Source organism: Pseudoduganella sp. jia 9 (assembly GCF_055502615.1).
This window is the reverse complement of the sequence record NZ_JBUPWE010000001.1, coordinates 320,223-334,325: the sequence shown is the minus strand read 5'-3', so window position 1 is coordinate 334,325 and position 14,103 is coordinate 320,223. Positions and strand designations below refer to the sequence as shown.

Annotated in this window: 9 protein-coding genes; 4 read left to right on the top strand and 5 right to left on the bottom strand. The window is 63.8% G+C overall.

Annotated elements, in window-relative coordinates; all coding sequences use genetic code 11:
- Positions 1 to 4: 4 nt before the first annotated feature.
- The 4 genes from cpaB to ACY34H_RS01480 all read right to left on the bottom strand — a co-directional run bounded on the left by cpaB (position 5) and on the right by ACY34H_RS01480 (position 3,059).
- Positions 5 to 838, bottom strand: coding sequence for a Flp pilus assembly protein CpaB (cpaB, locus tag ACY34H_RS01495; RefSeq protein ID WP_464975708.1), 834 nt, complete (start codon positions 836 to 838; stop codon positions 5 to 7).
- Positions 835 to 2,187 (bottom strand): ATP-binding protein, encoded by a 1,353-nt coding sequence (locus ACY34H_RS01490; protein WP_464975707.1) that lies wholly within the window; start codon positions 2,185 to 2,187, stop codon positions 835 to 837. The genes cpaB and ACY34H_RS01490 overlap by 4 nt, the downstream gene beginning before the upstream one ends.
- A gap of 62 nt (positions 2,188 to 2,249) precedes the next feature.
- Positions 2,250 to 2,792, bottom strand: a complete 543-nt coding sequence (locus ACY34H_RS01485) for an A24 family peptidase (RefSeq protein WP_464975706.1) — start codon at positions 2,790 to 2,792, stop codon at positions 2,250 to 2,252.
- Between the two features lie 54 nt (positions 2,793 to 2,846).
- Positions 2,847 to 3,059 (bottom strand): Flp family type IVb pilin, encoded by a 213-nt coding sequence (locus ACY34H_RS01480; protein WP_464975705.1) that lies wholly within the window; start codon positions 3,057 to 3,059, stop codon positions 2,847 to 2,849.
- Positions 3,060 to 3,410: 351 nt separating this feature from the next.
- Here ACY34H_RS01480 and ACY34H_RS01475 point away from each other — a divergent pair, with 351 nt between their 5' ends.
- The gene (locus ACY34H_RS01475; protein WP_464975704.1) at positions 3,411 to 4,460 is read left to right on the top strand and encodes a GGDEF domain-containing protein; all 1,050 of its coding nucleotides are present in this window, start codon (positions 3,411 to 3,413) and stop codon (positions 4,458 to 4,460) included.
- Between the two features lie 21 nt (positions 4,461 to 4,481).
- On the opposite strand, the gene ACY34H_RS01470 is transcribed toward ACY34H_RS01475, so the two are convergent.
- A complete protein-coding gene (locus tag ACY34H_RS01470; protein ID WP_464975703.1) occupies positions 4,482 to 5,699 on the bottom strand; it encodes an HD-GYP domain-containing protein in 1,218 nt (405 codons plus the stop codon).
- Positions 5,700 to 5,778: 79 nt separating this feature from the next.
- On the opposite strand from ACY34H_RS01470, the gene ACY34H_RS01465 reads away from it, so the two are divergent.
- From ACY34H_RS01465 to icmF, 3 genes are all read left to right on the top strand, one after another.
- The gene (locus ACY34H_RS01465; RefSeq protein ID WP_464975702.1) at positions 5,779 to 6,705 is read left to right on the top strand and encodes a LysR substrate-binding domain-containing protein; all 927 of its coding nucleotides are present in this window, start codon (positions 5,779 to 5,781) and stop codon (positions 6,703 to 6,705) included.
- A 224-nt stretch (positions 6,706 to 6,929) separates the two neighbouring features.
- Positions 6,930 to 10,505: an indolepyruvate ferredoxin oxidoreductase family protein gene (locus ACY34H_RS01460; protein ID WP_464975701.1), complete on the top strand. Its 3,576-nt coding sequence runs from the start codon at positions 6,930 to 6,932 to the stop codon at positions 10,503 to 10,505.
- 157 nt (positions 10,506 to 10,662) lie between these two features.
- Positions 10,663 to 13,953, top strand: a complete 3,291-nt coding sequence (icmF, locus tag ACY34H_RS01455; protein WP_464975700.1) for a fused isobutyryl-CoA mutase/GTPase IcmF — start codon at positions 10,663 to 10,665, stop codon at positions 13,951 to 13,953.
- Positions 13,954 to 14,103 lie beyond the last annotated feature (150 nt).

The window sequence follows — 14,103 nt, the reverse complement described above, 5'->3', positions numbered from 1 at the left end:
TTCCTCACAGGCATTCTTTGCGGCTGCGCAGCCCATCGATGGCGCCGATGCAGTGTCGGTACTGAACGGCGCTTGCTTGCCGTGCCGGCGCACGTGGCGCCGGGGCCGCGACCTTGACCGGTTTCGGCGGGGCCAGTCCGAGCAGGCTGCTCTTCGTTGCGCCGACGGTCGTGCCGGGTTCCGGATCGATCTGGTTGCGCAGCACCAGCGACAAGGTGCCGACGCTGCGCGCCAGGTCCAGCTTTTCCGCCTGCTCCGGCGATACCTCCAGCGTGACGGCATTGACGACGCGCGGCTTGGTATCGTCGCGCCCGACCTCCTGCGCTACCGCCAGCACGAGAATGCGCTCCAGCACGATCTTCGAGATCGCCTCGCGGCCCTCGGCAGCGTCGGTATCGGACTGCGTGCTGACGAGGATGTCGACAAAATTGCCGGGCAGCGCGAAGCCGGCCACGCCAACCACGTCGTTGACGCGCACGGTGATCGCACGCTGGCCTTCGGTGATCAGCGCCGACAGCCCGCCCAGTGTGCCGAGCGGGGCCAGCTTCGCCTCCGTCAGCGGTTCGCCGCGCAGCACGCTGGTCTTCAATACCCGGCCAGACAGCTGCAACGGATCATGCAGTGCGCCGGACGGCAGGCTGTCGGCCGGCCATTCGGTCAGTTTTACGGTCTCGGGCCCGAGGCGTTGCCCCAGGTTGACATCGGCGGTGGCGACGACGATGTGGGCAGCGGCAGTGCCCGGCGCCTGCTGCAACAGCCAGCGCGACGCCAGGGCGACTGCGCCCAGGCCAAGCACGATGGCGAACGCCATCATCATGTAAGCACGACGGTTTTTCATGCGATCCTCTCGAACAGTGTGGTCTCGGCGGCAGCTTCGAACTGCGCGTCCATGGTGGTAAACATGCTCGACCATGCCTGGTCGACGGTGGCGACCGACATCGCCGGCGGCTTGCCCGTGAACGTGGCGAAGTCGGCAATGCGCGACAGGATGTCGCGCGGGAAACTGGCCAGCATCGGCTGGCCAGCGCCCCGGTGCAATTCATTGATCAGGTAACCCAGTGCCACCTCATCCGGCACGATGTTCAGGGCGCGGCATTGCTGGCGGAACAAGGTGCGATAGGCGCTTTCGCCGATCGGACCCACGTGCACCTTGTAGCCCAGCCGGCGCAGCGACGATGGGTCGAGCAGCGACTGCGGTTCCAGATTGGTGATGAAAATCAGCGTCACGTCGAACGGCACGGCGAACTTGCGGCCGCCCTGCAACACCAGATGCTCGGCTCCTGTGTCGAGCGACTGCGCGAAACGGTTCAGCAGCTCGGCGGCGGGCACGCGCTGCCGGCCCAGGTCGTCCACGATGACCATGCCGCCGGCCGCCTTCACCTGCGGCGGCGCCTGGTAACAGCCCGAAAAGGGGTCGTGGCGCAGGTCCAGCATGTCCAGCGTCAATTCCACGCCCATGTGCAGCACGGGACGGTGGCACAGCGCCCAGCGGCTGTCCGTGCTGCGCCGTTCGCCGACCGGCCGGCCCGTAGCCTGTGCCATCGGCTGGTGGACCGCGCCGTCGAATACCTGCACGATCTCCTCGCCCATGAGGATCGCGTACGGTACGCTCACCGCGCCCTGCAACAGCCGGCCAAGCCGGCGCGCCAGCGTGGTCTTGCCACTCCCGGATGGGCCGTGCAGCAGCAGCGAGCGGTGGGCATGCAATGCGGCACCGGCCAGTTCGCGCACGCTGGCTGGCAGGCAGTCGCCGCTGAATTCGCTGGCGACATCTTCCGCCGCCACGCTCCGCAACAAGGCCGACTGGCGTTGCACCTGTGCGCGATACGCTTCCAGCGGCACCGGCGCAGGCCCCGCGTACTGGCTGCGTTCGAGCCAGGCAACCGTACGCTGGCGGCCAGCGGCGGTGAGCTGGTACTGCACATCGATGTCGGTATCGCCGCGCCATGCGACTTCGGCCAGTTGCTCGGCGACCATGAAGTCGAGCACTTCGCGCAGTACGTTGATCGGCAGGCGCAGCCGTGTCGTGAGCACGGGCAAGTGAGTCTTTCCGGAGCTGAACAGTTGTTTGGCAAGCAGCTCGGCAAGCAGGGGAAGCTCCAACCCTGTTTCGCGCACCGTCTTCGGCTGCGGGGGCAGCTGGGATTGCCCTTCGGTGTGCTCGCCTGCGGTGATTTGAAGGTCCATCGTTGCGCTCCTCCGTTGTAGAGGAGCAATCTTATCGAGGGGTTTCCTGGTGGATATTGATCTCAAACAAAAGCAAATCCGTGTTGCTCCAGCACGACGGCGGCCGTGCCAAGGGCGATTGCCACGCCATAGGGAATACCGCCAGCACTCGCCTGACGATCGATCACCACAGCTTGCACGGGATAGCCGGCCACGCGGCACAACAGTGGCCACAGCAGGGTTTTCAGGTTTTGCAGGAGAATGCGCCAGCGGCCATTCGCGACCAGCATTCCCAGTGCAAGCATGCCGCCGATCAGGCAGGTCAGGACTGCGATTTGCAGCGCAAGCGCAGGGCCAACGAACGCTCCCGCCATCGCCATCAGCTTGACGTCACCAGCGGCCATGCCGCGCAGTAAATACAGTGGTAGAAACAGAAAAAAGCCCGTGGCCAGGCCGGCGAGCCAGGTGGACAGCAGGACGCCCTCCGCACCGGTTCGCCAGTGCAACAACACCGACAGAACAACTCCCGACAGGACAAGTACATTGGGAATGCGCCGCAGCGCTAGGTCGGTCACTGCTGCCTGCAGCACCAGCCATAGCAGCAGGATTTGAAGTGCCAGGTTCATGGGTGCGCCCGTCGTGAAAGACCCGCCGGCACAAGCCGGCGGGTCTGCCTTCGGTTAGGGGGCCGGCGTCGACGGCGACGTGATTCCCAGAGCGGTATTGATCTTGGTGCCGATATTGGTGAATACACCCGTGAGGGTAGTGCCGAGCGAGCCGAATGCCGTGACGACCACGCCTGCGATCACGGCTGCCAGCAGGCCGTATTCGATGGCGGTGATACCTTCTTCGTCCTGGGCGAACTTGCGGGCTGCAACGATCAGTGCTTTCATGATTCCTCCTGTAACGACTTGTGGTTGAGTTGATCCTGGTGCTCCCGGGTCCATTGCCCTGCGCCATTACGACCACTATAGTTTTATGCCGCCTGGAAACCTTGATTTGGCACAAGCTTGCCCCACGGAACATAATCGAGTGTGGCATGGCCGGCGCTGCGCCGAGAGAACCCGCCAATTCCTCGCATACAGATAGAATCGTTGCGTTTTTTACGATTTTTGATTTGAATAATTGCTCTTGATACAAAAAACATTTATTCTGATTAACTGTCCTTGGGAAAGGCCTCGTGCTCGACGTCACTGTGTGCCTTATTGATCTGCAAGCACTGCCGTAACCATCTAGACGAGAGTATGGATTCCCTGCTGAAACACATGGTGGACATGACCGGCCACCGAGATCACACGATGCTGGATATCTCCGTGATCTCGGCGGTACAGGAGCTGGCTGGCGCCAGCCGCGCCCGCGTACTGACGCTGGCCAATGTGCGCGGCCATCTGTACGTGCGGTCGCGCGCCATGGTCATCGCCGGGCAGGCGGCCATGATGGAGGATGGCTTCGATCCCGCCAGCCCCGGCGAACCGATCGCGCATTTCCCGGCGCTCGAGCGCTGTATCGCCCGCCAGGAGCCGGCCGCCGACGAGGTGGATGAAGACGGCAAGCACACGCTGTGGCTGCCGATCTGGCTGGGCGCCAAGGCCGACACATGCCTGCAGGTCGTCGATCCGACGCCCTATACTCCCGACACGATCCACGTCATCCGCGGCATCGTCAGCGTGTACAAAAATTTCCAGAACCTGCTCGACTACAGCGAACGCGACTCGCTGACCGGCCTGCTGAACCGCAAGACCTTCGACGACCAGCTGAACAAGATGCTGCAGGCCTCGGGCGCCGAACAGGATGCGCTGACACTGCTGCCGGGCGAGACGGAACGCCGCCAGCGCACGAACGAGGAAAAGCAGTGGCTGGCCGTGGTGGACGTCGACCACTTCAAGCACGTCAACGATCGCTTTGGCCACCTGTACGGCGACGAGGTGCTGATCCTGATCGCCAACCTGCTGACGTCGTCATTCCGTGCGCAGGACCGCGTGTTCCGCTTCGGCGGCGAGGAATTCGTGGTGTTGCTGCGTTCGTCGACGCTGGACAACGCGAGAATGATCATCGACCGCTTCCGCATGAACGTGGAGCAGCATGAGTTCCCCCAGGTGGGGAAAGTGACCGTCAGTATCGGCTTCGTGGCGATCAGTGCCTATGAAGCACCGGTGATCATCCTGGGCCGCGCCGATCAGGCCTTGTATTTCGCCAAGAGCCACGGCCGCAACATGGCATGCCATTACGACGAGCTGGTCAGCGGCGGCCAGTTGCAGACCGTCGAATCGAACGATACCGCCGAGTTCTTCTGAGGCACTGAACCGCAGGCCTCGTCAGGCCGGGATCATGAAGCGCGCCGGGTCGACGTTCCAGCGCGCCGGATTTTCGTGGCTGACGATCTTGTCCGCGCCACCGGCGCCGAAACCGCGCGCCAGGTCCACCAGTTCCGGCCGGATGTACCCGTTGCGCTTCGTATGGAAGAACACGTTGACCTTCGGCGCCAGCAGATTGCTTTCATGCGGCTCGACGACGACGCCGAGCCGGCCCGATTCCAGCAGCACCAGCGTGCCGACCGGATAGATGCCCACGCAGCGCATGAAGGCCTGTACCAACTGCGGATCGAAATGGAACTTGCTCCATTCGTGCAGCTTGCGCAGCGCGCTCGCTGCGGGCATTCCCTTGTGATAACAGCGATCGGCCGTGATCGCGTCGTAGACGTCGACGATGGCCGCCATTTTCGCCAGCTCGCTGATGCCGTCGCCGACCAGCCTGTTCGGATAACCCGAGCCGTCCACCCGCTCGTGGTGGTGGCGGGTGATGTCGAGGGCGATGTCACCGATGTCCGGCGAACGGCGCAGGATGTTGTAACCGTCTTCCGGGTGCCGGCGGATGATCGCGAATTCTTCGTCCGTCAGCGGTCCGGGCTTGTTCAGGATGGCATCCGGCACCAATGCCTTGCCGGTATCGTGCAGCAGCGCGCCCAGGCCGGCTTCGCGCACCGTGCCATCATCCATGCCGCGCACATGGCAGAACGCGACCAGCAGCGTGCACACGCTGACCGAATGCAGGAAGGTGTAATCGTCCTTGGTCTTGATGCGCAGCAGCCCCATCAATGCCCCCGGATTGCGCAGGATCGATTCCGTGATGTTCTGGACCACCGGCTGCACCGGCCCCACCTCGATCGCCTTGCCGAGCCGGGCGTCGTTCATCACGTTCTTGACCAGGTCGGACGCCTGGCGCCGGATCTGGGCGGCCCGCCCGAGCTCCTCGCCGAGCGACACCCTGGCAGGGCGCGCCGCCGGTGCGGCAATCTGCTGCACTTCCGCTTCGGTCGCGGCGGCGGCCTGTTCGACCGTGGGCGCGTCCGCATCGAGTCCCCTGTCCGTATCGATGACCACAATGCGAATGCCAGCGTCATGGATCTTGCGGATTTCCGTGTCGCTGGACAGCAGGAAGCGGTTGCGCATGAAAGGATGGCTCATCCAGTCGCACGACAGCTCATGGATGTACATGCCTGGCTTTAACTGCGATGATGCGACTTTCTTGAGCATGGGACCGACCGAGGGTTGCTAATTCGATCAGTATAGCAACGCATTTCTTAAAAGAACTAAATAAGGCATTTCGGAAACTGTGGAACTGCGCCAGTTACGGTATTTTGTTGCGATCGTGGAACACGGCTCTCTGTCGCGCGCCGCTGGCGTGCTGCACGTCGCGCAACCGGCGCTGACTCAACAGTTGCGCCAGCTGGAAGAAGAGCTGGGCGCCCTGCTGCTGCATCGCAGTGCCCAGGGCGTGCACAGCACCGATGCCGGCAAGGTGTTCTATGAACATGCCCAGGCGATCCTGAAGCAGGTCGCCGATGCGCGCTCGGCCGTCAGCCAGTCGGCCCGGCCAACCGGCACCGTCACGCTCGGGCTGCCGCACAGTATTTCCGCCGCGCTGGCACTTCCGCTGCTTGCGGCGGCGCGCGAACAGTATCCGGATATCACATTGCAATTGACGGAAGAACTGACCGGGCACTTGGCCGAGCAGCTGAAATCCGGCCGGGTCAACCTGGCCGTGCTGTTCGACGACGGCCAGCTGACGCCGTTCGCGACCACCCCGCTGGCAGAGGAAGCGCTGCGCTTCATCTGCCGTGCCGATGCGCCATGGTTCCAGGGCCGCACGGCGGTGACGCTGGCCGAGGCGCTGGGCGCCACGCTGATCCTGCCCGGCCTGCAGCACGGCGTGCGGCCACGGATCGAAACCGTGGCCCAGGCTGCCGGACTGGCCACGGCAGGCGTCATTGAAATCAATTCGATCGCCATCCTCAAATCGGCACTGATGGCCGATATGGGCGCCACCATCCTGCCCGTGGCGCCGGTGCTGCCGGAGATCGAGCGCGGCCAGATGCGCTGGCTGGACATCGTCGAGCCTGCTATTTCCCGCACCGTGGTGCTGTGTGCTTCGCGCAACCTGCCGCCAACCACCGCCGTCACCGCGATCAGCAAGCTGGCCGTCGACGTGGTGCGCCGCTTGTGCACAAGCGCTGCCTGGCCGGGCGCCATGCTGCTGTGACCCGGCAGCCATCATTTTTTCTTATACCCCCATCCCCAAACGCTATTTCCGTATACGTCAACCCGGGCGTAGACTGATTCGACGACTGCCTGATCACGGCGGTTAACGGATGCGATACAACCGGCTTTAGACCGGTGCGTATCCGACAGTGGCCCGGGCCGGAATGCTTCTATCCGAAGCGCGATGGCGCAGGCGCAACCGAAACAAGATTTTGGAGACAAGCCATGCCCGATACCTCGGCAATGGGTGCCGCCGCGCCGCTTTCGGGTGCGAACGGTCCGCAGCCAGTCCGCCTGAACGACGTCAGCCTGGACGACAAGTACACCGCCACTTCCGGCAAGATCTTCCTGTCGGGCATACAAGCGCTCGTGCGCCTGCCCATGATGCAGCGCCAGCGCGACGCGGCAGCGGGCCTGAACACGGCTGGCTTCATTTCCGGCTACCGCGGCTCCCCCCTGGGTGGGCTCGACGAAACGCTGTGGAAGACACAGAAGCATCTCGAAGCGCATCACATCCAGTTCGTGCCCGGCGTGAACGAAGACCTGGCCGCAACGGCCGTCTGGGGCTCGCAGCAGGTCGACCTGATCGGGCCTGGCAAATACGATGGCGTGTTCGCGATGTGGTATGGCAAGGGCCCGGGCGTGGATCGCTGTGGCGACGTCTTCAAGCACATGAACCACGCCGGTACCGCACGTCACGGCGGGGTGCTGCTGGTGGCTGGCGACGACCATGGCGCCTATTCGTCGACGCTGCCGCATCAGTCCGACCACATCTTCTCGGCCTGCATGATCCCCGTGCTGTACCCCTGCAATGTGCAGGAATACCTCGACCTCGGCGTGCATGGCTGGGCCATGTCGCGCTTTTCCGGCTGTGCGGTAGCGTTCAAGGCGCTGGCCGACACGGTGGAATCGTCGTCCTCGGTGGATGCCGATCCGTTCCGCGTGCAGGTCAGGCTACCGCAGGATTTCCACATGCCGGAGGGCGGCCTGAATGCGCGGCTGTCCAACGTGCCGCTGGGCCGCCAGGCGCGCAATCAGGAAGCGCTGATGCAGGATTACAAGATCTATGCGGCGCTGGCCTATGCGCGTGAAAACAAGCTGAACCACACGACGATCGACAATCCCGATGCAAAGCTGGGCATCATCGCTTCCGGCAAATCGTACCTGGACGTGCTCGAGGCGCTGGAGGAACTGGGCATCGATGAAGCGATGGCGGCCAGGGTCGGCCTGCGGCTGTTCAAGGTAGCGATGCCGTGGCCGCTGGAACCGGATTCGGTGCGTGAATTCGCCCAGGGGCTCGATGAAATCCTGGTGGTGGAGGAAAAGCGCCAGTTCGTCGAGTACCAGCTGAAAGAGCAGCTGTACAACTGGCGCGACGACGTACGCCCGCGCGTGATCGGCAAGTTCGACGACAAGGGCGAATGGGTGGCGCCGCGCGGCGAATGGCTGCTGCCGCCGAAGGCCGATTTTTCGGTGTCGCAAGTGGCCCGCGTAATTGCCTCGCGCGTGAAACGCTACGTGACCGAGCCGCACATCTGCGACCAGATCAAGGCACGCCTGGCATTCCTGGATGCCAAGGATGCCGTGCTGCAGAAGGCGATCAGCACGCCGTTCCGGCCTGCGTTCTACTGCTCCGGCTGCCCGCACAACACGTCGACCAAGGTACCGGAAGGCAGTTTCGCGCTGGCCGGCATCGGCTGCCACGTGATGGCCACGTCGATCTACCCCGAGATGAACAAGCTGACCACGCACATGGGCGGCGAAGGCGCGCCGTGGATCGGCCAGGCCGCGTTTTCCACCGTGCCGCACGTGTTCCAGAACCTGGGCGACGGCACGTATTTCCACTCCGGCTACCTGGCCATTCGCGCCGCCGTGGCCGCCAAGGTGAACATCACCTACAAGATCCTGTACAACGATGCGGTGGCGATGACGGGCGGCCAGCCGGTCGACGGCACGGTCTCCGTGCCGATGATCGCGCAGCAGATGGCGGCAGAAGGTGTGCAGCGCATCGCGCTGGTGACGGAAGACCTGTCGCGCTACGCGGACCGTTCGAACCTGCCCGCCTTCGTGACGCTGCATGACCGCAAGGAGATGGATGCGGTGCAGCGCGAACTGCGCGACATTCCCGGCTGCACGGTACTGATCTACGACCAGACCTGTGCGGCCGAGAAGCGCCGCCGCAGGAAGAAGAACGAGCTCGTCGACCCGGGCAAGCGCATGGTGATCAACGAGGCCGTCTGCGAGGGATGCGGCGATTGCGGCATCCAGTCGAACTGCGTGTCGATCCTGCCGAAAGAGACCGAATTCGGACGCAAGCGCACCATCGACCAATCCAGCTGCAACAAGGATTATTCGTGCGTCAAGGGTTTCTGCCCCAGCTTTGTGACCGTGGAAGGCGGCACGCTGAAGAAATCAACCGCCGGCAAGACCCACACGGAAGACTGGGGCGCGTTGCCGCAGCCGGCGATTCCGGCATGCGAGCAGCCGTACAACATCCTGATCAACGGCATCGGCGGCACCGGCGTGATCACGGTCGGCGCGCTGATGGGCATGGCTGCGCACCTCGAAGGCAAGGGAGCTTCGGTGCTGGACATGACGGGCATGTCGCAGAAAAACGGCTCCGTCACATCGCACGTGAAGATCGTGCAGGTGCCGGAGCACCTGCGCGCGCAGCGCATCGCCACCGGCGAGGCCGACCTGGTGCTGGGCTGCGACATGCTGACCACCGGTGCGGCGGACGCGGTATCGAAGATGCGGCCGGGCCGCACGCTGGCTGTCGTCAACCTGCACGAACAGCCACCCGGCACGTTCGCGCAGGACGCGGACTGGGAGTACCCGGCGGCGGACGTGCGCGCGCTGATCGAGGAATCGGTGGGCGGCGCCAGCGCGGCGGATTTCGTCGATGCGACGAAACTGGCGACCGGGCTGATGGGCGATTCGATCGCCGCTAACCTGTTCATGCTGGGCTATGCCTGGCAGCGCGGCCGCATTCCGCTGACCGAAGCGGCACTGCTGCGTGCGATCGAGATGAACGGCGTGGCGGTCGAGTCGAACAAGAAAAGCTTCTTGTGGGGCCGGCGCGCGGCGGTGGATGTGCAGCGCGTCGAACGGATCGCCACGCCCCCTCAGACGATCGTGGTGCAGATGCCGCAGAGCCTGGACGGCATCCTGCGCAAGCGCGTCGAATTCCTGACCGGCTACCAGGATGCCGCCTATGCCGGGCTGTATCGGCAATTCGTCGAACAGGTGCGCGACCGCGAAGCGGCGCTGGGCCTGCCGTCGAAACGGCTGTCGGTCGCGGTGGCGAAGGCCCTGGCCAAGCTGATGGCCTACAAGGACGAGTACGAGGTGGCGCGGCTATACACGGATGGCCGCTTCGTCGAACAGCTGAAGAGCCAGTTCGAAGGCGACTTCACATTGAAATTCAACCTGGCACCGCCTGTCTTCGCGAAGAAGGATGCCCAGGGCCGCCTGGTGAAAGCCGAATACGGCTCGTGGACGTGGAAGGCGTTCAAGGTACTGGCGCGCATGAAGGGCTTGCGCGGCGGTCCGCTCGACGTGTTCGGCCGCACGGCGGAACGCAGGATGGAGCGCGCGCTGATCGGCCAGTACCGGCAGGTGATGGCCGACGTGCTGGCGCGCCTGACGCCGGAAAACCATGACACAGCGGTGGCACTGGCGGCCCTGCCGGAAAAGATCCGCGGCTTCGGGCATGTGAAGGAAAAGGCTGTCGAGGCGTATCACGCCGAGCAGGCCCGGCTGCTGGCCGTGTTCGGCGGCTCGCAACAGCACGCCGCCTGATGTTGCCCGCAACCGGGGTCTGACCCCGTTTTCGGGAAATATTTCCAGAAACTGGGGTCTGACCCCGGTTTTTGGCAATGGAAGCGACAATAACTTACGTTTACGTAAGCGTCATATAATCGGATCACCGCGATCCGCCAGAATTTCAGGGACATCCATGAACGATCTGACTTCCGCCAAGACCCTCGCCGCCGATGCGCAACCGCCGCGGCCGGCCAACAAGGTACGTTTCGTCACCGCCGCCTCGCTGTTCGACGGCCACGATGCATCGATCAACATCATGCGCCGCATCCTGCAGTCGCACGGCGTGGAAGTCGTGCACCTGGGGCACAACCGCTCCGTCGACGAAGTGGTGACAGCGGCGCTGGCAGAGGATGTGCAGGGCATTGCGATCTCCAGCTACCAGGGCGGCCACGTCGAATATTTCAAGTACATCATCGACCTGCTGCGCCAGCGCGGCGGCGCGCACATCAAGGTGTTCGGCGGCGGCGGCGGCGTGATCGTGCCGGCCGAAATCGCCGAGCTGCACGCCTATGGCGTGACGCGCATCTTCAGCCCGGAAGACGGCCAGCGCATGGGCCTGGCGGGCATGATCGCATGGATGGTGCAGGAATGCGACGTCGATCTGTCGCAGTATTCGCCCACGTCGCTCGATGTTCTGCGCACGGGCGATATCGCGGATCGCCACCGCCCCCTGGCGCAACTGATCACGGCGCTGGAAAACGGCAAGGCCGATCCCGCGTTGCGCCGGCAATTGGTGGAAGCGGCCGAGGAGCTGCACGTGCCGGCGCTCGGCATCACCGGCACTGGCGGCGCCGGAAAATCGTCGCTGACCGATGAACTGATCCGCCGCATCCGCCTCGACCAGGGCGATACGCTGAACATCGCCGTGATCTCGATCGATCCGTCGCGCCGCAAGTCCGGCGGCGCGCTGCTGGGCGACCGCATCCGGATGAATGCGATCAATCCGTGGAACGGGCGCCAGCGTGTGTTCATGCGCTCGCTGGCCACGCGCGAGGCAGGGTCGGAGATTTCCCAGGCACTGCCGGACGTGATCCGTGCGTGCAAGGTGGCGGGGTTCGACCTGGTGATCGTGGAGACCTCCGGCATCGGCCAGGGCGACGCGGCGATCGTGCCGCACGTCGACGTGTCGATGTATGTGATGACGCCGGAATTCGGCGCCGCTTCGCAGCTCGAGAAGATCGACATGCTCGACTTTGCGGATTTCATTGCGATCAACAAGTTCGACCGCAAGGGCGCCCAGGATGCCCTGCGCGATGTGGCGAAACAGTACCAGCGCAACCGCGAACTGTGGAGCAGCCGGCCCGACGACATGCCGGTATTCGGCACGCAGGCATCCCGCTTCAACGACGATGGCGTGACCGCGCTGTACCAGGGGCTGCTGCCCAGGCTGGCGCAGTTCGGATTGCGTTCGCGGCCGGGCCAGTTGCCCTGCGCCGAGGTGCGCTTCTCCTCCGGCAAGAACGTGATCGTGCCGCCGGCCCGGGCCCGCTATCTGGCCGAAATCGCCGACACCGTGCGCGGCTATCACAGGCACGTGCGCCGGCAGTCGGTGCTGGCGCGCGAACGCCAGCAGCTGACGGAGGCGAAACGCATGCTGTCGGCCGCGGGCAGGACCGCCGATTTCGATGACGTCATCGCCGAGCGCGATCACGCGCTCGACCCCGGGGCGAAAAAACTCCTGGCAATGTGGCCGGACATGCAGGCCGCCTACGCGGGCGACGAGTACGTGGTGAAGATTCGCGACAAGGAAATCCGTACCGGCCTCGTGCAGCACACGCTGTCCGGCACCAGGATCCGCAAGGTGGCGCTGCCAAAGTACGAAGACCACGGCGAGCTGCTGCGCTGGCTGATGCTGGAAAACGTGCCCGGATCGTTTCCGTACACCGCTGGAGTGTTCGCGTTCAAGCGCGAGGGCGAGGATCCGACCCGCATGTTTGCCGGCGAGGGCGATGCCTTCCGAACCAATCGCCGTTTCAAGCTCGTCTCCGAAGGCCTCGATGCGAAGCGCCTGTCGACCGCGTTCGATTCCGTGACTTTATATGGCGCCGATCCGGCGCCGCGGCCGGACATCTATGGCAAGGTCGGCAACTCCGGCGTATCGATCGCCACGCTGGACGATATGAAGGCGCTGTACGACGGCTTCGACCTGTGCCATCCGTCGACGTCGGTATCGATGACGATCAACGGCCCGGCGCCGACGATCCTGGCGATGTTCATGAACACGGCGATCGACCAGCAACTGGATAAATTCGTGGCGCAGAACGGCCGCCAGCCCACCGACGATGAAGCGGCAAAGATCCGCGCCTGGGTGCTGCAGAACGTGCGCGGCACGGTGCAGGCCGATATCCTGAAGGAAGACCAAGGGCAGAACACCTGCATCTTCAGCACCGAGTTTTCGCTGAAGGTGATGGGCGACATCCAGGAGTACTTTGTACATCACGGCGTGCGCAATTTCTACTCGGTATCGATCTCCGGCTACCACATCGCCGAGGCGGGGGCGAATCCGATCTCGCAGCTGGCATTCACGCTGTCGAACGGCTTTACGTTCGTCGAGGCCTACCTGGCACGCGGCATGCACATCGACGACTTCGCGCCGAACCTGTCGTTCTTCTTCTCCAACGGCATGGACCCGGAATACACGGTGCTGGGCCGCGTGGCGCGGCGCATCTGGGCCGTGACGATGCGCGACAAGTATGGCGCGAACGAACGCAGCCAGAAGCTGAAGTACCACATCCAGACGTCCGGCCGCTCACTGCACGCGCAGGAGATCGACTTCAACGACATCCGCACCACGCTGCAGGCACTGATCGCGATCTACGACAATTGCAATTCGCTGCACACCAACGCTTACGACGAAGCAATCACCACGCCCACCGACGAATCGGTGCGCCGCGCGCTGGCGATCCAGCTGATCATCAACCGCGAATGGGGCCTGGCGAAGAATGAGAACCCGAACCAGGGTGCGTTCATCGTCGACGAGCTGACCGACCTCGTGGAAGAGGCGGTGCTGCAGGAGTTCGAGCGCATCGCGGAAAGAGGAGGCGTGCTGGGCGCAATGGAAACCGGCTACCAGCGCGGCAAGATCCAGGAGGAATCGCTGTTGTACGAGCACAGGAAGCACGACGGTTCGCTGCCGATCATCGGCGTCAACACGTTCCGCAATCCCAAGGGTGTAAACGCGCCGCAGACGATCGAACTGGCCCGCTCGACGGACGACGAAAAGCAGTCGCAGCTGCGCCGGCTGGCGGACTTCCAGGCCCGTCACGCCGATGCGGCACCGGCCGCGCTGGCGGCATTGCAACAGGCGGCGATCGATAACCGGAACGTGTTTGCCCAGTTGATGGACGCGGTGCGTGTCTGTTCGCTGGGCCAGGTCACCAATGCGCTGTTCGAGACGGGTGGCCAATATCGCCGCAACATGTAAGGCATGATGCGTGGCCATCACGCGTGGTTGACCGGCGTGATGGCCATGCTGATTTGCGTCAAACGACTCACCCTGCAAATTGTCGCATGTGCCACGACGACTGCTGAGTATCAATGCCGTGATCTTCCCCTGCGCTAACTTCGTATCTCA